Origin of the sequence: Paenibacillus pabuli NBRC 13638 (assembly GCF_001514495.1) — a bacterium.
GTDB classification, from domain to species: domain Bacteria; phylum Bacillota; class Bacilli; order Paenibacillales; family Paenibacillaceae; genus Paenibacillus; species Paenibacillus pabuli.
Genome location: NZ_BCNM01000033.1, coordinates 20,874 through 40,899, shown reverse-complemented (window position 1 = coordinate 40,899; position 20,026 = coordinate 20,874). Strand labels below are relative to the sequence as shown.

The following is a 20,026-nucleotide window of genomic DNA, read 5'->3' as shown; positions in this document are numbered from 1 at the left end:
TAGGTGCCATTTGGCTTAATTTCCTGCCGAGGTGTGATTATAGAACTTAGACGATGCAAATCGGTTATGAGTATATATCAAGCCTTCGTGATTCTACGGAGGCTTTTCTTAATGGGATAAATTTGATCAGGAGGTGTACAGTTTGGCAAACGCAAAAGTGATTCAAGCAAAACAAGAGTCCGTTGATGCAGTAACAGCTAAATTGCGCGAGAGCGCTACTAGTGTTGTTGTTGACTATCGCGGTTTGAACGTTGCCCAAGTAACTGAGCTGCGTAAGCAGCTTCGTGAAGCCGGAATCGAATTCCAAGTGCTGAAAAACACGTTGCTTCGCCGCGCAGCAGCTGCAGCAGAACTGACAGAACTTAATGAAGTGCTGACAGGACCTAGTGCAATTGCATTCAGCGCAGACGACGTTGTGGCTCCAGCCAAAATTCTGAACGACTTCGCGAAAAAGAACGATGCACTCGAATTGAAAGGTGCAGTTGTAGAAGGTCGCGTAATCGGAGTACAAGAAGTCAAAGCATTGGCAGAACTGCCATCCCGCGAAGGTCTTCTTTCCATGCTCCTCAGCGTGCTTCAAGCGCCAGTGCGCAACTTCGCGCTTGCGGTTAAAGCTGTTGCTGAAAAAGAAGAACAAGGCGCGTAAGCAACTTGATCTGAAAGCTGCTTAGGCAGTGATGAATTACAAAAAAAAATAATATTATATATGGAGGTTCAATCATGAGTAAAGAGCAAATCTTGGAAGCAATCAAAGGCATGACTGTACTGGAACTGAACGATCTCGTTAAAGCAATCGAAGAAGAATTCGGCGTAACTGCTGCAGCTCCAGTAGCTGTTGCAGGTGGCGGAGCTGCTGCAGCTGAAGCTGAGCAATCCGAGTTTGATGTAATCTTGACTAGCGCTGGTGCTTCCAAAATCAACGTTATCAAAGCAGTTCGTGAAATCACAGGTCTTGGCCTGAAAGAAGCAAAAGAAGTGGTTGACAACGCTCCAAAACCACTGAAAGAAAAAGTAAGCAAAGAAGAAGCAGAAGCGGTTAAAGCTAAGCTTGAAGAAGCAGGCGCTACAATCGAAGTTAAATAATTTAGCTTTCATATAAGCTGGATGAACAAAACAACAAACCCCTTGACTTATATCAAGGGGTTTGTTGCTGTAATTGTAATGGAAAGTGAGTGAGGACATGTCCAATCACTATTATTCGGACAAACCGCAGGTGGCACATGACAGAAGGGCTACAGAAGCGGAGCTGCGTGGATGGAAGTTACGATTTGTTACGGATGCAGGGGTATTTTCCAAAAACGGAATCGATTATGGCAGCAGAGTCTTGATTGATGCTATGGATTTACCTGCTGGAGCTCATGTTCTGGATGTGGGTTGCGGGTATGGACCGATTGGTCTTACAGCAGCCAAACTTGTACCGGATGGACATGTCACCATGATCGATATCAATGAGAGAGCGGTAGAGCTTTCCAGGGAAAACGCAAAAGCGAACGGCATAACGAATGTAACGGTTATGCAAAGTGATCTTCTGGCTGAAGTGAAAAAGGAAGACTATGATGCGGTTCTGACCAATCCGCCGATCCGTGCGGGGAAAGAAACGGTTCATACCATTTTTGAACAAGCGTATCGTCATTTGAAAATAGGTGGATCGTTATGGATTGTCATTCAGAAAAAACAGGGAGCACCTTCTGCGAAAGCGAAGTTGGAATCTTTGTTTGGACGAGTGGAGGAAGTAACGAAGGATAAAGGCTACCGGATTTTCAAAGCGGTCAAGACGGAAGATGCAAGTATAAGCTAATTCCGGTTTTGTAAAGTAAGCAGGGGAGCATTTTTTTTGCAATAGGACTATTGACTTGAAATTCAGGCCGTGGTATTATTGTAAAATGTCAGTATTAAGATGCCCTACTTGGCTTTAGCTAACTAAAAATGTCAACCTTTTTTTACGCCGAACGGGCTTATTATGCCTACGTTTGGCGTATAATATGTACATTTTGGGCAAACTGGGGATAAGTATCATTTGGAAAGACATCCGCCGATCAAAGTTGCTCTTTTTTCGAACGACATTCGAGTAAGGGCTTTTCTTTATTTGTGGATGCATTGCTTTGCTCTGTATGTGTACCATTATAAGGTTACAAACAGAGGTTCGCAACGAAATTTTTAAAGTGAGTAGACATTGAGGGGTGAGTTTAAGTTGGCAGGACATCTTGTTCAATATGGTCGACGCACTCGGCGCAGTTATGCACGAATTAACGAGATACTCGAAGTTCCGAACCTGATTGAAATCCAACAAAAATCCTATGATTGGTTTTTGGAGGAAGGGTTGCGTGAAATGTTCCAGGATATCTCGCCGATCCAGGATTTCACAGGCAACTTGATTTTGGAATTTATCGATTACAGTCTCGGTGAACCGAAGTATACAGTAGATGACGCGAAAGAGCGTGACGTTACTTATGCAGCACCGCTTCGGGTCAAAGTCCGGCTCATTAATAAGGAAACCGGAGAAGTCAAAGAGCAGGAAGTATTCATGGGAGATTTCCCGCTGATGACCGATACTGGCACATTTATTATTAATGGTGCTGAACGGGTTATTGTCAGCCAGTTGGTTCGCTCTCCTAGCGTTTACTTCAGTACCAAAGTAGATAAAAACGCCAAAAAAACGTATACCGCTACAGTTATTCCTAACCGCGGCGCTTGGCTCGAACTGGAGATGGACGCGAAGGATGTTGTATACGTCCGGATCGACCGCACACGTAAAATACCGGTGACGGTTCTCCTGCGTGCACTTGGTTTTGGCACAGACGCTGAGATTCTGGATCTGCTCGGTAATGACGAATATATCCGCAATACACTGGACAAAGACAATACGGATTCCACGGAGAAAGCTCTGATTGAGATTTATGAGCGTCTTCGCCCGGGTGAGCCGCCAACGCTTGATAATGCGAAAAGCTTGCTCGTAGCCCGTTTCTTTGATCCAAAACGTTATGACCTGGCTAATGTTGGTCGTTACAAAATCAACAAAAAACTTCATATCAAGAACCGTTTGTTCAACCAACGTTTGGCTGAATCTCTCATTGATACCGACACTGGTGAGATTATCGCTGAGGCGGGTCAAATGGTAGACCGTCGTTTGCTTGATGAAATTATGCCGCATCTGGAGAAAAATGTTGGCTTCCGTACGTATCACGTGGCTAACGGTGTTTTGGATGCCAATGATATCCCAATGCAAACCATTGATGTGTTCTCACCGATTGAGGATGGTAAAGTCGTTAAGCTGATTGCCAATGCAAACATTGATAAATCAGTGAAAAACGTAACACCGGCTGATATCATTTCCTCCATCAGTTACTTCATTAACCTTCTGCACGGCATCGGAAGCACAGATGATATCGATCATCTGGGTAACCGTCGTCTTCGTTCGGTTGGTGAACTCCTGCAAAATCAGTTCCGTATCGGTTTGTCCCGTATGGAACGTGTGGTTCGTGAGAGAATGTCCATCCAGGATGCTAACGTAATTACGCCTCAGGCTCTGATTAACATACGTCCTGTTATCGCGTCCATTAAAGAGTTCTTCGGTAGCTCTCAATTGTCACAGTTTATGGATCAAACGAACCCACTGGGTGAATTGACACATAAACGTCGTCTGTCCGCACTCGGACCAGGTGGTTTGACACGTGAGCGTGCAGGCATGGAAGTCCGTGACGTCCATCCATCCCACTATGGCCGGATGTGTCCGATCGAGACTCCGGAGGGACCAAATATTGGTTTGATCAACTCCCTGTCAACATTTGCCCGTGTGAACGAATATGGTTTCATTGAAGCACCTTATCGCTGGGTAGATCCGAAGACTGGTGTTGTAACCGAGCAGATCGATTACCTGACAGCAGACGAAGAGGACAACTATGTAATTGCTCAAGCGAATGCGAAGCTGAATGAAGACAGTACTTTTGCTGAGGAAGCGATCATTGTACGTTACAACAAGCAGTCGGATAACATCCTTACGATGCCGAGTGAACGTGTTGACTACATGGACGTATCTCCTAAGCAAGTTGTATCTGTCGCAACAGCGCTCATTCCGTTCCTTGAGAACGATGACTCCAACCGTGCGCTCATGGGATCGAACATGCAGCGGCAGGCCGTTCCACTCTTGATTCCTAAAGCTCCGCTGGTCGGAACAGGTATGGAACATAAAGCCGCGAAAGATTCCGGTGTATGTATTGTCTCCAAATATGACGGGATTATTGAACGTTCTTCTGCGAATGAAATTTGGTTGCGTCGTATTGAGGAAGTAGACGGTCAAGAAGTCAAGGGCGATATCGTTAAATATAAATTACACAAATTTATGCGTTCGAACCAAGGAACATGCATTAACCAACGTCCGATTGTCAAAAGAGGTGCTGTTGTCAAAGCTGGCGACATCCTCGCAGATGGTCCTTCGACGGAAATGGGTGAATTGGCACTGGGACGTAACGTCGTTGTTGCCTTCATGACTTGGGAAGGTTACAACTACGAGGATGCGATCCTGCTCAGTGAAAAACTTGTTAAGGAAGATGTGTATACATCCATCCATATCGAGGAGTATGAGTCGGAAGCACGTGATACCAAGCTCGGACCTGAAGAGATCACACGCGATATCCCGAACGTAGGGGAAGAAGCGCTGCGTAATCTGGATGAGCGCGGTATTATCCGGATCGGTGCGGAAATCAGTGCCGGTGACATTCTGGTTGGTAAAGTAACACCGAAAGGTGTAACGGAACTGACTGCAGAAGAGCGTCTCCTGCATGCGATCTTCGGTGAGAAAGCGCGTGAAGTACGTGATACTTCCTTGCGTGTACCTCATGGTACTGACGGTATCGTAGTCGATGTAAAAGTATTTACCCGTGAAAACGGTGATGAACTGCCTCCAGGTGTCAACCAACTCGTTCGTGTTTATATTGCCCAAAAACGGAAAATTTCCGAGGGTGATAAAATGGCCGGACGTCATGGTAACAAAGGGGTCGTGGCCCGTATCCTGCCGGAAGAAGATATGCCTTTCCTGCCGGACGGAACACCAGTTCAAATCGTGCTTAACCCACTGGGCGTACCGTCCCGGATGAACATCGGTCAAGTACTTGAAGTTCACTTGGGTATGGCAGCCATGCAGCTCGGTATTCACGTAGCTACTCCTGTATTTGACGGAGCGAAGGAGTATGACGTCTTCGATACGATGGAAGAAGCAGGTATGCAACGTAATGGTAAGACCGTTCTGTATGATGGCCGTACCGGAGAAGAGTTCGAACGTGAAGTTACTGTCGGCGTCATGCATATGATCAAGCTGGCGCACATGGTTGACGATAAAATCCATGCTCGTTCTACGGGTCCTTACTCACTCGTTACACAGCAGCCTCTGGGTGGTAAAGCCCAGTTCGGTGGACAACGTTTCGGGGAGATGGAAGTATGGGCGCTTGAGGCTTATGGTGCCGCTTATACACTGCAAGAGATCTTGACGGTTAAGTCCGATGACGTTGTAGGTCGGGTTAAAACGTATGAGTCCATTGTCAAAGGTGAGAATGTTCCGGAACCAGGCGTTCCTGAATCTTTCAAAGTATTGATCAAAGAGCTGCAAAGCTTGGGTATGGATGTTAAGATTTTGAGCGAAGATGAGCAAGAGATTGAAATGAAAGAAATGGACGATGAAGATGACGCTGCGAGCGATAAGCTCAGCCTCAACCTTGAGGGTACAGAGGTCGGAGCGGAGTAACCGCTTCGGGCGCATGATGACCGGCGTTTTTCATCAGGCTCGCGTCTTGCTCCGGCTTCGGCCGGAGGGGGCGTAACCTAGAATACAGGACTTGGTTAAGGAGGGTTGCTCCTTGTTGGACGTCAACAATTTCGAATACATGAAGATCGGGCTTGCTTCCCCAGAAAAAATTCGTTCTTGGTCCCGCGGAGAAGTGAAAAAACCGGAAACGATCAACTATCGTACGTTGAAACCGGAAAAAGAAGGGCTGTTCTGCGAAAAGATTTTTGGCCCTACAAAAGACTGGGAATGTCATTGCGGTAAATACAAACGCGTCCGTTATAAAGGCGTTGTCTGTGATCGTTGTGGCGTTGAAGTCACACGTGCGAAAGTACGCCGCGAACGGATGGGTCATATTGAGCTCGCTGCTCCGGTATCGCACATCTGGTACTTCAAAGGTATTCCGAGCCGCATGGGTCTCGCTCTGGATATGTCTCCAAGATCACTCGAGGAGATTATTTATTTTGCATCATATGTTGTAACTGATCCAGGAGAAACTCCACTGGAGAAAAAACAGCTGTTGTCCGAGAAAGAATACCGCAGCTATCGTGAAAAATACGGATATGGTTTCCAGGCCGGCATGGGTGCCGAAGCAGTTAAAAAATTGCTTCAAGACCTTGATATAGACAAAGAGCTCGAGTTCCTGAAAGAAGAACTCCGGACTGCACAAGGGCAACGTCGTAACCGTGCGATCAAACGTCTGGAAGTTATCGAAGCATTCCGCAACTCAGGTAACAAACCTGAGTGGATGATCATGGATGTACTTCCTGTTATCCCGCCGGAGCTTCGTCCAATGGTACAGCTGGATGGAGGACGTTTTGCAACGTCTGACCTGAATGATCTGTATCGCCGTGTAATCAACCGGAACAACCGTCTGAAACGTCTGCTTGACCTCGGCGCACCAGACATTATCGTGCAAAATGAGAAACGGATGCTGCAGGAAGCTGTTGACGCATTGATCGACAACGGTCGTCGCGGACGCCCTGTTACAGGTCCGGGTAACCGTCCATTGAAATCTCTCAGCCACATGCTGAAAGGTAAACAAGGACGTTTCCGTCAAAACTTGCTCGGTAAACGGGTTGACTATTCCGGTCGTTCCGTTATCGTTGTCGGACCTTACCTGAAAATGTATCAGTGTGGTCTGCCAAAAGATATGGCACTTGAATTGTTCAAGCCTTTTGTTATGAAAGAGCTTGTAAATAAAGGGCTTGCCCACAACATCAAGAGCGCTAAACGTAAAGTCGAACGTGTAAGTCCTGAAGTATGGGATGTTCTTGAAGAAGTAATCAAGGAGCATCCGGTTCTGCTGAACCGTGCCCCTACGCTTCACCGTCTCGGTATTCAAGCATTTGAACCGATTCTGGTTGAAGGTAAAGCGATTCGTCTTCACCCACTCGTATGTACAGCTTACAATGCCGACTTTGACGGTGACCAAATGGCCGTGCACGTTCCTCTGTCCGCTGAAGCTCAAGCGGAAGCACGTATCCTGATGCTTGCATCAGGCAACATTTTGAACCCGAAAGACGGTAAGCCGGTTGTTACCCCTTCCCAGGATATGGTGCTTGGTTCTTACTACCTGACTATGGACAACAAGGAAGAAAAGGGAACAGGTATGATTCTGCGTACTGTTAACGAGGCGGTATCTGCGTATCAACGTGGTACTGCTGGATTACATGCACGTGTAGCCATCCCGGTTAGAGCGCTTGGTAAAACCATCTTCACCGAAGAGCAACAAGATGCGATGCTGCTGACTACCATCGGCAAAATCATCTTTAATGAAATCTTCCCGGCAAGCTTCCCTTACATCAATGATGCAACTCGTGCAAACCTGTACCAAGGTACTGCAGAGCATTCATTTGTGTATGAGAAGGGTGCTGACCTTAGAGAAGCGATCATGAATGCTCCTTTGGCTGGCGGTGTGGGTAAAGAATACCTCGGTTCTATCATCGCACGTTGTTTTGAAATTTATCATACAACGGAAACTGCCGTTATTTTGGATAAAATCAAACAACTCGGATTCACATACTCCACTCGTGCCGGTATTACGGTTGCGGTATCGGATGTTATCGTACCACCTGAGAAATTTGAAATTCTCAGACAGTCCGAAGATAAAGCACAAATCGTTACGAACCAGTACCGTCGTGGTCTGATTACTAACGAGGAACGTTATGACCGTATCATCGATATCTGGTCGAAATCGAAAGATGATATCACCGAAATTCTGATGAAATCGATGGATCGTTACAATTCCATCATGATGATGGTTGACTCCAAAGCACGGGGTAACAAATCGCAAATTACCCAATTGGGCGGTATGCGTGGTCTGATGGCCAACCCATCTGGTCGGATCATCGAACTCCCAATCAAATCGAACTTCCGTGAAGGTCTGACGGTACTCGAATACTTCATCTCGACCCACGGTGCCCGTAAAGGTTTGGCCGATACGGCCCTGCGTACAGCGGACTCAGGTTACCTGACTCGTCGTCTCGTAGACGTGGCACAAGACGTAATCGTGCGTGAAGATGATTGTGGAACAGATAAAGGCTTCACGGTAAGTCGTATTCAGGATGGTAAAGAGGTTATTGAGGATCTCTACGACCGTATTGAAGGCAGATACTGCTTCGAGACTGTTCGTCATCCGGAAACGAAAGAAATTATTGCACACCGCAATGAACTGATTGACTCTGACAAAGCTGAGGCAATCATCAAAGCGGGTGTAACCAAATTGCAAATCCGCTCCGTACTCAGCTGCCGTGCAAGTCACGGTGTCTGCAAGAAGTGTTATGGTCGCAACCTGGCAACAGGTAAACACGTGGAGATTGGTGAAGCCGTTGGTATTATCGCAGCACAATCCATTGGTGAGCCGGGAACACAGCTTACAATGCGTACGTTCCACACCGGTGGTGTAGCCGGAGACGATATTACGCAAGGTTTGCCGCGTATCCAAGAGTTGTTTGAGGCTCGTAATCCTAAGGGTCAAGCAACGATCAGTGAGATTGATGGTGTTGTTAAAGAGATTCGCGAAGCAAAAGATCGTCGTGAAATCGAAATTCAAGGTGAGGCAGAATCCAAAGTGTACTCTGTTACCTACGGTTCCCGTGTACGCGTAAGCGAAGGCATGGAAATTGAGGCAGGCGACGAGTTGACTGACGGTTCTATCGATCCAAAAGAAATGCTGCGCATTAAAGGCGTACGTGGCGTACAGAACTACATTTTGCAGGAAGTACAACGCGTATACCGTAACCAAGGCGTAGAAATCAACGATAAACACGTTGAAGTTATGATCCGTCAAATGCTGCGTAAAATCCGTATCGTTGATGCGGGCGATACAACTCTATTGCCAGGATCATTCGTGGATACGCATGAGTACGAAAGAGCTAACAAAATAGCGATTCTGAGTGATAAAGAGCCAGCGGTTGCGAAACCAATCCTGCTCGGTATTACAAAAGCGTCCCTGGAAACCGACTCTTTCCTCTCAGCGGCTTCGTTCCAAGAGACTACTCGTGTATTGACAGATGCAGCGATCAAAGGTAAAGTCGATCAGTTGCTCGGTCTGAAAGAAAATGTAATTATCGGTAAACTGATTCCTGCAGGTACAGGTATGCACCGTTACCGCAGCATCAAATTTGCCGAGCCAGAAGATGGCCAATCTTCAGTAGAAGAACTTGAGCCAGTTTCTGTTGATTAGTTGATTTGCTCTCTTCTAAGAGAGTAAAATAGATTTTTGTACGCCGGGGGACGGACGACTGTTTCATACAGACGGACGTTTCCTGAAACGGCAAAATTGCAAATAAATGTTTTGTAAATAGCATTGACATTGCTTGCGCTAGATGCTAATATATCAAAGGTGCGTGGGCAGCTGTTGTATATGGTCCTATTCGGAGGAATGAATATGTCTAATGAAAAAGGTCTGCAAGATGCTCATGTCAAAATTGGTAGCAAACAGACCATGCGGATGGTCCAGTCAGGAATGGCTGCTGAGGTCTATGTGGCTGAAGATAGTGATCCGCAGCTCACTTCCAAAATCATTGCCTTATGTGAACAGCACAATGTGAAGTACACGAAAGTGGATACAATGAAAAATCTCGGCAAAGCTTGCGGGATTGGAGTGGGAGCAGCAATGGCTGCTGTCGTCAAATGATAGGGTAAGGAACGTTTTTGTCCGAGAACTTTTAGGGATTCTCCAAGGCAAAAACTTTTCATTTGTCTTTTTATGAACCGCCTGGGTCTGTGGACTTAGCGAAAAGAGGTTTATAAAGAAACATGAACAATTGAGGAAGGGGGTGGCAATCACATGCCAACTATTAACCAACTGGTACGTAAAGGACGTCAAGCAAAAGTTGATAAGTCCAAATCGCCAGCTTTGCAAAAAGGGTTCAACGCTTTGAAACGTGAATCGACTAACATCAGTGCCCCACAAAAACGTGGTGTCTGCACTCGTGTAGGTACAATGACTCCACGTAAACCAAACTCTGCACTTCGTAAGTATGCCCGTGTTCGTTTGACGAACCGTCTCGAGGTAACTGCTTATATCCCGGGTATCGGACATAACCTTCAAGAGCACAGTGTTGTGTTGATCCGCGGAGGTAAAGTTAAAGACCTTGCAGGGGTTCGTTATCACATCGTTCGTGGAGCTCTTGATACTGCAGGTGTTAACAACCGTATGCAAGCTCGTTCAAAATACGGTGCTAAACGTCCAAAAGCTAAAAAAGCCTAAACCATTATAAGTAGCTATCCTGATTACCTTCTGGGTTAATGCCATAGAAGGTGCAGGATCAGCTTAAGAAGAAAGAAAGGGGGATATCCATGCCACGCAAAGGTCCAGTTACGAAAAGAGACGTGTTGCCAGATCCGGTATACAACAGCAAGTTGGTTACTCGTTTGATCAACCGCATCATGCTCGACGGAAAACGCGGTGTTGCTCAAAGTATTCTGTATAATGCGTTCAAGTTGATTCAAGAACGTACGGGTAATGACCCGATGGAAGTATTTGAAGCAGCAATCAAGAATATCATGCCAGTCCTGGAAGTTAAAGCTCGCCGTGTCGGCGGTGCCAACTACCAAGTACCAATCGAGGTAAAACCAGAGAGACGTACTTCCCTGGGATTACGTTGGCTCGTGAACTACTCCCGCAACCGCGGTGAGAAAACGATGGAAGAGCGTTTGGCGGCTGAGATCATCGACGCTTCCAACAACACAGGCGCTTCCGTTAAAAAACGTGAAGATACGCACAAAATGGCTGAAGCGAACAAAGCGTTTGCTCACTACCGTTGGTAGGATTCAGTTCACAATAATAACTTCAATTTTGAAGGGAGACCCAATTCATGGCAAGAGAGTTCTCCTTGAAAAATACACGTAATATCGGGATCATGGCTCATATTGACGCGGGTAAAACCACTACAACTGAGCGGATCTTGTTCTACACAGGCCGTACGCACAAAATCGGTGAAGTACACGAAGGTGCTGCTACAATGGACTGGATGGAACAGGAACAGGAGCGCGGAATTACGATTACTTCCGCTGCGACTACCGCTGCTTGGAAGGGCCACCGCGTTAATATCATTGATACCCCGGGACACGTTGACTTCACTGTTGAAGTTGAACGTTCCCTTCGTGTATTGGACGGAGCAGTTGGTGTATTCAGTGCGAAAGAAGGCGTTGAGCCTCAGTCCGAAACCGTATGGAGACAGGCTGACAAGTACGGCGTACCTCGTATCGCTTACGTAAACAAAATGGATATCATCGGTGCTGACTTCCTGAACGTTGTTTCTGACATGCGCGAGCGCCTTCAAGCGAACGCAGTTGCGATTCAACTTCCGATCGGTGCTGAAAATGATTTCAAAGGTATCATTGATATTGTTGGACAAAAGGCTCATATGTATAAAGATGACCTGGGACAAGATATCGAAGAAACCGAAATTCCTGCGGAATTTGCAGATCAAGTTGAAGAACTCCGCAACGAATTGGTTGAGCGGGTTGCAGAACTTGACGAAGAATTGACTATGAAATACCTGGAAGGCGAAGAGATCACAGTTGATGAGATCAAAGCCGCTCTCCGTAAAGGTGTTGTAGAAGTTAAGATCTTCCCGGTTATCTGTGGCTCCTCGTATCGTAACAAAGGTGTTCAACTGATGTTGGATGCTGTTATCGATTACTTGCCAGCTCCAACAGACGTTCCATCAATCACGGGTCACCTTGAAGATGGTACTGAAGCAATTCGTAAGTCATCTGATGAAGAGCCATTCTCTGCATTGGCATTCAAAATCATGACTGACCCTTACGTTGGTAAGTTGACATTCTTCCGCGTATATTCCGGTGTTCTTCAATCCGGTTCTTACGTATTGAACGCAACTAAAAACAAACGTGAGCGTATCGGTCGTATTCTTCAAATGCATGCGAACAGCCGTCAAGAGATCACTGAAGTTTACTCCGGTGACATTGCAGCTGCCGTAGGTTTGAAAGATACCGGTACAGGTGATACACTGTGTGATGAGAAAAACCCGGTTATCCTGGAGTCAATGAACTTCCCTGATCCGGTTATCGAAATCGCCGTTGAACCTAAAACCAAAGCTGACCAAGATAAAATGGGTGTTGCTCTCGGTAAGTTGACTGAAGAGGATCCTACTCTTCGTGCTCATACTGACGAAGAAACAGGTCAAACAATCTTGGCAGGTATGGGTGAGCTTCACCTTGATATCATCATTGACCGTATGCGTCGTGAGTTCAAGGTTGAAACTACTGTGGGTAAACCACAAGTAGCTTACCGTGAAACATTCCGTGCACCAGCGCGTGTTGAAGGTAAATTCGTTCGTCAATCCGGTGGTCGTGGTCAATATGGTCACGTATGGGTTGAGTTCGAACCTCTAGAGCCAGGTACAGGCAGCCAGTTCGAAAGTAAGGTTGTCGGTGGATCTGTTCCAAGAGAATACATTCAACCAGCTCTTGCAGGGATTGAAGAGCAAATGAAAAACGGCGTTATCGCAGGCTTCCCGCTTGTTGACGTTAAGGCTACAATTGTAGACGGATCTTATCATGATGTCGATTCCAACGAGATGGCATTTAAAATTGCCGGCTCGATGGCGCTGAAAGCAGCAAAAGACAAATGTAAGCCTGTCCTGCTTGAGCCAATCATGAAAGTGGAAGTAACTGTTCCGGAAGAGTACATGGGTGACGTAATGGGTATGCTTAACTCCCGTCGTGGCCGCATCGAAGGTATGGATTCCCGTAGTGGAGCTCAAATCATTCGTGCTAAGGTACCTCTTTCCGAAATGTTCGGATACTCCACAACTCTTCGTTCCGGTACTCAAGGACGCGGCGTATTCTCCATGGAGCTCTCTCATTATGAAGAAGTTCCTAAGAGCATCGCTGAAGAGATTGTTGCAAAAACAAAAGGCACCGAGTAGTTTTCTCACACTGGATGCAAGTGCTTAAGAATCTCGTATTCTTTGCACTTCGCCTGGTGTAAACATAAAATATATAATTTTAAGGAGGCCACGTTCAAATGGCAAAGGCTAAATACGAACGTAATAAACCACACGTTAACATTGGTACTATCGGTCACGTCGACCATGGTAAAACAACTCTGACTGCTGCAATCACTACTGTATTGTCCAAAACTTATGGTGGTGCAGCTGTAGCATTCGACCAAATCGACAAAGCTCCAGAAGAGCGCGAGCGCGGTATCACAATCTCCACAGCACACGTTGAGTACGAAACTGACACTCGTCACTACGCTCACGTAGACTGCCCAGGTCACGCCGACTATGTTAAAAACATGATCACTGGCGCGGCTCAAATGGACGGAGCTATCTTGGTAGTATCCGCAGCAGACGGCCCAATGCCACAAACTCGTGAGCACATCTTGCTCTCCCGTCAAGTAGGCGTACCTTACATTGTTGTATTCTTGAACAAATGTGATATGGTCGAAGACGAAGAGTTGTTGGAATTGGTTGAGATGGAAGTTCGCGACCTTCTTAACGAATATGAGTTCCCAGGTGACGATACTCCAATCACTCGTGGATCCGCTCGTGAAGCTCTGCAAAACCCTGATGGTGAGTGGGCTCAAAAAATCGTTGAAATGTTCAAAGAAATCGATACTTACATTCCACTGCCTGAGCGTCAAACTGACAAGCCTTTCTTGATGCCTGTCGAGGACGTATTCTCCATCACTGGTCGTGGTACTGTTGCTACAGGCCGTGTAGAGCGTGGTACTGTTAAAGTCGGCGAAGAGATCGAAATCGTTGGTATCACTGAAGAAACTAAAAAATCCGTAGTTACAGGCGTTGAGATGTTCCGCAAATTGCTGGATTCCGCTCAAGCTGGTGACAACATCGGTGCCCTTCTTCGTGGTGTAGACCGTAACAACATCGAGCGTGGCCAAGTTTTGGCTAAACCGGGTTCTGTTAAGCCTCACACAGAATTCACTGCTCAAATTTACGTTCTGACTAAAGAAGAGGGTGGACGTCACAAACCATTCTTCACTGGTTACCGTCCACAGTTCTACTTCCGTACAACTGACGTAACAGGCATCATCAACTTGCCTGAAGGTACAGAAATGGTAATGCCTGGTGATAACATCACTGTTACTGTTTCCCTGATCTCCCCAATCGCGATTGAAGAAGGAACTAAGTTCTCCATTCGTGAAGGCGGACGTACAGTTGGTGCCGGTTCCGTAGCTAGCATCCAAAAATAATTCGGCATAACGCTGAGTAAGCATATGAAACAGTGTACTGGAACGAGTAACATTGTATTGTAACGAAGCTTCGGAAGAGTTCCTTATCCGACATCGGATAAGGAACTCTTTTATTATGTAATAGTTTCGGAACCTGCGTCATACGAAATGAACATCATTTACGAATGTAGAAGGATTGGTAAGGCAGCATGGATATTGGAGATAAACACTGCACCTAAACGAAGTCATTTCATGAGAAAAGATTAGTTTAAATGTTTTTCTTAAATATGCTTGCAATACGCCCATCTTTTCTATATAATAATGAATGTTGTTCTGTGACGTTGCGATGATGTGAGAGGTTACTGGCACACCCGGCCCCTTTGCCATGGGACAGTGGCTAGAAAATTTTCACGGAGTATGTCCGATAAAAAATTGGGCGATAGAAGGAGGGAATAAAATGGCAAAGCAAAAAATTCGTATTCGTTTGAAAGCTTACGACCACAGAATTCTTGATCAATCCGCGGAAAAAATTGTTGAAACAGCAAAACGTTCGGGTGCAGGTGTATCCGGTCCGATTCCGCTTCCTACTGAAAAACAAATCATTACTATTCTTCGTGCGGTGCACAAGTACAAGGATTCTCGGGAACAATTCGAACAACGTACTCATAAGCGTTTGATCGACATCGTTAACCCTACTCCACAAACTGTGGATGCCTTGATGCGCTTGGATCTGCCGTCCGGTGTAGATATCGAAATTAAATTGTAATACAAGCTACAACAGAGACCATGTATAAAGGAAAAGAGGTGTCAACATGAAAGCAATCTTAGGAAAAAAACTCGGAATGACTCAAGTATTTACACCTGAGGGTAACGTTGTACCAGTAACGGTTATCGAAGCAGGCCCTTGTGTTGTTTTGCAAAAGAAAGACATTGAGAATGATGGCTATGAAGCAATTCAAATCGGTTACTCCGATAAGAAAGAGAAAAATGCTAACAAGCCAGAAGCAGGTCACGCTAAAAAAGCGAATACTGCCCCTAAGCGCTACGTTCGTGAAGTTCGCGGTATCAACATCGCAGAATATGAAGTTGGCCAAGAACTGAAAGCTGACATTTTCGCTGAAGGCGAATTCGTTGACGTAACGGGTGTTTCTAAAGGTAAAGGTTTTGCCGGCGTTATCAAACGTTGGGGACAAAGCACTGGACCTATGTCACACGGTTCGCGTTATCACCGTGGCCCGGGTTCAATGGGTTCTATCCAAGCTAACCGCGTTCCTAAAGGCAAACGCCTGCCAGGACACATGGGACATGATACTGTTACAATCCAACGTCTTGAAGTAGTTAAAGTAGACGCTGAACGTAACGTGTTGCTCGTGAAAGGTTCCATTCCTGGACCGAAAAACAGTCTCATTAAAGTTAAAGAAACGGTGAAAAAATAACCACTGAAGAAAGGAGGAACACAAAATGCCAAAAGTATCAGTTTACAATGTAGATGGTAGCCAAGTAGGCGAAGTTGAATTGAACGATGCGGTTTTCGGAATTGAGCCGAACCAACACGTTCTGTACGATGCAGTTCTTATGCAACGCGCTTCCCTTCGTCAAGGTACCCACAAAGTAAAAGGACGTTCTGAAGTACGTGGCGGTGGACGTAAACCTTGGAAACAAAAAGGTACAGGTCGCGCTCGTCAAGGTTCGATTCGTTCTCCACAATGGAAAGGCGGCGGTATCGTATTTGGTCCGACACCACGGAGCTATGCGTACAAACTGCCTAAGAAAGTTCGCCGTTTGGCGATCAAATCAGCTCTTTCATCCAAAGTGATCGACAATGACATTATCGTTCTGGATGCTCTCACGCTGAGCACACCTAAAACAAAAGAATTTGCAGCCATCTTGAACAACTTGAAAGTTGGACGCAAAGCTTTGATTGTAGCTCCTAGCTATGATGATAATGTGGCTCTTTCCGCACGGAATATTCCTGGCGTGAAATTCGTAGCTGCTGACGGCATTAATGTTCTTGACGTGCTTTCGCACGACAAATTGATCATTACGAAAGAAGCAGTTCAGAAGGTAGAGGAGGTGCTCGCGTAATGAAGGATCCTCGTGATATTGTAAAACGTCCGATTATTACGGAACGTACTGCTGACATGATGAATGACTTGAAATATGTATTTGAAGTCGACATCCGTGCAAACAAAACCGAGATCAAAAAAGCCGTAGAAGCTATTTTCAACGTAAAAGTGAAAAACGTGAACACTCTGCGTGTTCCAGCTAAGCCTAAACGGTACGGACGTTATTCCGGATATACAAGCGAATGGAAAAAAGCGTTTGTAACGCTGACACAAGACAGCAAAACGCTTGAGTTCTTTGAAACTGTATAATTGAAATTTTTGAAGTAAGGAGGGAAACCTAGTGCCAATCAAAAAGTATAAACCAACATCCCCGGCAAGACGGAACATGTCCGTTTCTACATTTGAGGAAATCACCACAGATAAGCCGGAGAAATCGTTGTTGGCCCCGTTGAGCAAACAAGCAGGCCGCAACAACCAAGGTAAAATTACAGTTCGTCACCACGGTGGTGGACACAAACGTAAATACCGTATCATCGACTTCAAACGTACTAAAGATGGAATACCGGGCCGCGTTGCTACGATTGAGTATGACCCGAACCGTACATCCAACATCGCTTTGATTCACTACGCTGATGGTGAGAAACGTTACATCATCGCTCCTAAAGGTCTGAAAGTTGGAGATCAAATCTTCTCCGGTCCTGAATCAGACATTAAAATCGGTAACGCACTGCCGCTTGAAAACATTCCAGTAGGTACCGTTATCCACAACATCGAGTTGAAACCAGGTAAAGGCGGACAATTGGTTCGTGCTGCTGGTACAGAAGCTCAATTGCTTGGTAAAGAAGAAAAATACGTATCTGTTCGTCTCTCTTCCGGAGAAGTTCGTCGTATTCTGAAAGTTTGCCGCGCAACAATCGGATCTGTTGGTAACCAAGACCACGAGCTCATCAAAATCGGTAAAGCCGGTCGTAGCCGTTGGTTGGGACAACGTCCTGAAGTTCGTGGTGTAGTAATGAACCCTAACGATCACCCACACGGTGGTGGTGAAGGTCGTGCTCCAATCGGACGTAAATCGCCAATGTCACCATGGGGTAAACCTACTCTTGGTTACAAAACGCGTAAGAAAAATAAAGCTTCTGATAAATACATCATTCGCCGCCGCACGAAGTAATACACACTGTGCATAACTTCGTGAGGCATCTGCGGATGCATAATAGCTACGTTTGAAGGGAGGATCTCCACATGGGTCGCAGTTTGAAAAAAGGGCCATTCATTGATGGCTACATGCTGAAAAAGGTAGAAGAGATGGAAGCATCCGGTAAAAAGCTTGTTATTAAAACCTGGTCCCGTCGTTCTACAATTTTCCCGCAATTCATCGGACACACATTTGGCGTATATGACGGTCGTAAACACGTACCAGTATACGTAACTGAGGACATGGTCGGACACAAACTGGGTGAGTTCGCTCCAACCCGTACGTACAAAGGCCATACTGATGATGACAAGAAAACAAGAAGATAAATGAACATCTTTAATGTTTGAGAGGAGGTTACACAATGGAAGCAAAAGCACATGCTAAGTTTATCCGGATTGCTCCTCGTAAAGTTCAACTCGTTGTTGACTTGATTCGCGGCAAGCAAGTTGGTGAGGCGGTTGCCATTCTCCGTCACACTCCGAAATCCGCTTCTCCGATTGTTGAGAAGTTGCTTAACTCCGCGATTGCAAATGCGGAACATAACTATTCTTTGGATGTTAATAACTTGGTCATTTCTCAAGCTTACGTGAACCAAGGACCGACAATGAAACGTTTCCGCCCTCGTGCAATGGGACGTGCAAGTCGTATTAACAAACGTACTAGCCACATCACTTTGGTGGTATCTGAAAAGTAGAAGGAGGGGAAATGTGTGGGCCAAAAGGTAAATCCAGTCGGACTCCGTGTCGGAATTATCCGTGACTGGGAATCTAAGTGGTATGCAGGTAAAGACTTCGGCGATCTTTTGATGGAAGACGTGAAAATTCGTGAATTCCTGAAAAATAAATTGAAAGACTCCGCTATGTCTCGTGTTGAAATCGAGAGAGCGGCAAACCGCGTAAACGTAACGATTCACACTGCGAAACCAGGTATGGTTATCGGTAAAGGTGGTTCGGAAGTTGAAAATCTGCGTAATCAAATTACGAAAATCGCAGGCGGTAAAAAAGTACACATCAACATCTCTGAAATTAAGAACCAAGACCTGGACGCAATCCTGGTAGCTGAAAGCATTGCACAACAATTGGAACGTCGTGTTTCTTTCCGTCGTGCTCTGAAACAAGCTATTCAAAGAACAATGCGCTCTGGTGCAAAAGGTATTAAAACGCAAGTGGGCGGACGTCTTGGCGGTGCTGAGATTGCTCGTTCGGAAGGCTACAGCGAAGGAACTGTTCCACTGCACACGCTTCGTGCCGACATCGACTACGGTACAGCAGAGGCTCATACTACTTACGGCCGTATCGGCGTAAAAGTATGGATCTATCGTGGAGAGGTTCTTCCTACGGCTAAGAAACAAGCTGCTAAGGAAGGAGGCAACTAATCATGTTGGTACCAAAACGTGTAAAACACCGTAAGCAACAACGTGGGCATATGAAGGGCCAAGCTAAAGGCGGAACTACGCTGAACTTTGGCGAATACGGTCTGCAAGCTACGGAACCGGCTTGGATTACGAACCGTCAAATCGAAGCGGCTCGTATTGCGATGACTCGTTACATCAAACGTGGTGGTAAAGTTTGGATCAAGATCTTCCCAGACAAACCAATCACTCAAAAGCCTCTCGAGGTTCGGATGGGTAGCGGTAAAGGTAACGTAGAAAAATGGGTTGCAGTTGTGAAACCAGGTAAGATCATGTTTGAACTTGCTGGTGTACCGGAGGAGATCGCACGCGAAGCGATGCGTCTTGCCGCTCACAAACTGCCAATCAAAACGAAGTTTGTGAAACGTGAAGAATTGGGTGGTGAAGCAAATGAAAGCTAGTGAATTTCGCAACCTAACCTCTGCTGAAATCGAGCAAAAGATTGCCGGATTTAAAGAAGAACTCTTTAACCTCCGCTTTCAACTCGCTACCGGTCAGCTGGATAACCCGACTCGAATCCGTGATGTGCGGAAAGAAATAGCTCGTGCTAAAACCATTATCCGTGAAAGAGAATTGGGAATCGGTTAATTAGGGATCGGATGTATAATCCGTCCGTAATCAGGAAGGAGGCCAACAATGAGCGAAGAACGTAACGCACGTAAAGTGCAAACCGGTAAAGTGGTCAGCGATAAAATGGACAAAACGATTGTTGTTGCTGTAGAAACTTACAAAAAACACAACTTGTACCATAAACGCATTAAGGTTACTAAAAAATTCAAAGCGCATGACGAAGAAAACACTGCGAAAATCGGTGACACGGTGAAAATCATGGAAACTCGTCCGCTTTCGAAAGATAAACGCTGGAGACTTACTGAAATCGTAGAAAAAGCGGTTATCATCTAATGCA

21 protein-coding genes and 1 other annotated feature (1 of these 22 running past the window's edge) are annotated in these 20,026 nt (G+C 45.9%); all 21 genes read left to right on the top strand.

Annotated elements, in window-relative coordinates; genetic code table 11:
• Positions 1–119, top strand: a sequence feature (ribosomal protein L10 leader region) (it extends 28 nt beyond the left edge of the window).
• A gap of 23 nt (positions 120–142) precedes the next feature.
• The 21 genes from rplJ (at position 143) to rpsQ (ending at position 20,022) form a co-directional block, all read left to right on the top strand.
• Positions 143–646 carry a 50S ribosomal protein L10 gene (gene rplJ / locus PPA03S_RS29980; RefSeq protein WP_062329488.1) on the top strand — a complete coding sequence of 168 codons (504 nt, stop codon included), beginning with the start codon at positions 143–145 and terminating at the stop codon, positions 644–646.
• A gap of 74 nt (positions 647–720) precedes the next feature.
• Positions 721–1,083, top strand: coding sequence for a 50S ribosomal protein L7/L12 (gene rplL / locus PPA03S_RS29975; protein WP_062329486.1), 363 nt, complete (start codon positions 721–723; stop codon positions 1,081–1,083).
• A gap of 97 nt (positions 1,084–1,180) precedes the next feature.
• Positions 1,181–1,798: a class I SAM-dependent methyltransferase gene (locus PPA03S_RS29970; protein WP_062329484.1), complete on the top strand. Its 618-nt coding sequence runs from the start codon at positions 1,181–1,183 to the stop codon at positions 1,796–1,798.
• A 393-nt stretch (positions 1,799–2,191) separates the two neighbouring features.
• Positions 2,192–5,737, top strand: a complete 3,546-nt coding sequence (rpoB, locus tag PPA03S_RS29965) for a DNA-directed RNA polymerase subunit beta (RefSeq protein ID WP_062329482.1) — start codon at positions 2,192–2,194, stop codon at positions 5,735–5,737.
• Between the two features lie 112 nt (positions 5,738–5,849).
• Entirely contained in the window at positions 5,850–9,464 is a 3,615-nt protein-coding gene (rpoC, locus tag PPA03S_RS29960) for a DNA-directed RNA polymerase subunit beta' (RefSeq protein WP_062329479.1), read from the top strand.
• Positions 9,465–9,668: 204 nt separating this feature from the next.
• Positions 9,669–9,917: a ribosomal L7Ae/L30e/S12e/Gadd45 family protein gene (locus PPA03S_RS29955; protein ID WP_062329477.1), complete on the top strand. Its 249-nt coding sequence runs from the start codon at positions 9,669–9,671 to the stop codon at positions 9,915–9,917.
• A gap of 153 nt (positions 9,918–10,070) precedes the next feature.
• Positions 10,071–10,493: a 30S ribosomal protein S12 gene (gene rpsL, locus PPA03S_RS29950; protein ID WP_056697677.1), complete on the top strand. Its 423-nt coding sequence runs from the start codon at positions 10,071–10,073 to the stop codon at positions 10,491–10,493.
• 89 nt (positions 10,494–10,582) lie between these two features.
• A complete protein-coding gene (gene rpsG / locus PPA03S_RS29945) occupies positions 10,583–11,053 on the top strand; it encodes a 30S ribosomal protein S7 (RefSeq protein WP_007432586.1) in 471 nt (156 codons plus the stop codon).
• A gap of 47 nt (positions 11,054–11,100) precedes the next feature.
• The gene (gene fusA / locus PPA03S_RS29940) at positions 11,101–13,179 is read left to right on the top strand and encodes an elongation factor G (protein ID WP_062329475.1); all 2,079 of its coding nucleotides are present in this window, start codon (positions 11,101–11,103) and stop codon (positions 13,177–13,179) included.
• Positions 13,180–13,277: 98 nt separating this feature from the next.
• The gene (gene tuf, locus PPA03S_RS29935) at positions 13,278–14,468 is read left to right on the top strand and encodes an elongation factor Tu (RefSeq protein WP_062329473.1); all 1,191 of its coding nucleotides are present in this window, start codon (positions 13,278–13,280) and stop codon (positions 14,466–14,468) included.
• Between the two features lie 436 nt (positions 14,469–14,904).
• The gene (gene rpsJ, locus PPA03S_RS29930; protein WP_017692074.1) at positions 14,905–15,213 is read left to right on the top strand and encodes a 30S ribosomal protein S10; all 309 of its coding nucleotides are present in this window, start codon (positions 14,905–14,907) and stop codon (positions 15,211–15,213) included.
• A gap of 46 nt (positions 15,214–15,259) precedes the next feature.
• A complete protein-coding gene (rplC, locus tag PPA03S_RS29925) occupies positions 15,260–15,883 on the top strand; it encodes a 50S ribosomal protein L3 (protein WP_053779208.1) in 624 nt (207 codons plus the stop codon).
• A gap of 25 nt (positions 15,884–15,908) precedes the next feature.
• Positions 15,909–16,532 (top strand): 50S ribosomal protein L4, encoded by a 624-nt coding sequence (gene rplD, locus PPA03S_RS29920; protein WP_062329471.1) that lies wholly within the window; start codon positions 15,909–15,911, stop codon positions 16,530–16,532.
• A complete protein-coding gene (gene rplW, locus PPA03S_RS29915) occupies positions 16,532–16,822 on the top strand; it encodes a 50S ribosomal protein L23 (protein ID WP_024633586.1) in 291 nt (96 codons plus the stop codon). Before rplD ends, rplW begins: the two co-directional genes overlap by 1 nt.
• A gap of 31 nt (positions 16,823–16,853) precedes the next feature.
• Positions 16,854–17,684: a 50S ribosomal protein L2 gene (rplB, locus tag PPA03S_RS29910; RefSeq protein ID WP_062329469.1), complete on the top strand. Its 831-nt coding sequence runs from the start codon at positions 16,854–16,856 to the stop codon at positions 17,682–17,684.
• Between the two features lie 71 nt (positions 17,685–17,755).
• Positions 17,756–18,034: a 30S ribosomal protein S19 gene (rpsS, locus tag PPA03S_RS29905; RefSeq protein WP_024633584.1), complete on the top strand. Its 279-nt coding sequence runs from the start codon at positions 17,756–17,758 to the stop codon at positions 18,032–18,034.
• Positions 18,035–18,069: 35 nt separating this feature from the next.
• Positions 18,070–18,402 carry a 50S ribosomal protein L22 gene (gene rplV / locus PPA03S_RS29900; RefSeq protein ID WP_024633583.1) on the top strand — a complete coding sequence of 111 codons (333 nt, stop codon included), beginning with the start codon at positions 18,070–18,072 and terminating at the stop codon, positions 18,400–18,402.
• Between the two features lie 15 nt (positions 18,403–18,417).
• Positions 18,418–19,083: a 30S ribosomal protein S3 gene (gene rpsC, locus PPA03S_RS29895; RefSeq protein WP_024633582.1), complete on the top strand. Its 666-nt coding sequence runs from the start codon at positions 18,418–18,420 to the stop codon at positions 19,081–19,083.
• A gap of 2 nt (positions 19,084–19,085) precedes the next feature.
• The gene (gene rplP, locus PPA03S_RS29890) at positions 19,086–19,520 is read left to right on the top strand and encodes a 50S ribosomal protein L16 (RefSeq protein WP_017692082.1); all 435 of its coding nucleotides are present in this window, start codon (positions 19,086–19,088) and stop codon (positions 19,518–19,520) included.
• Positions 19,510–19,707: a 50S ribosomal protein L29 gene (gene rpmC / locus PPA03S_RS29885; protein WP_017692083.1), complete on the top strand. Its 198-nt coding sequence runs from the start codon at positions 19,510–19,512 to the stop codon at positions 19,705–19,707. The genes rplP and rpmC overlap by 11 nt, the downstream gene beginning before the upstream one ends.
• 48 nt (positions 19,708–19,755) lie before the next feature.
• Positions 19,756–20,022: a 30S ribosomal protein S17 gene (gene rpsQ / locus PPA03S_RS29880; RefSeq protein ID WP_017692084.1), complete on the top strand. Its 267-nt coding sequence runs from the start codon at positions 19,756–19,758 to the stop codon at positions 20,020–20,022.
• Positions 20,023–20,026: the final 4 nt, after the last annotated feature.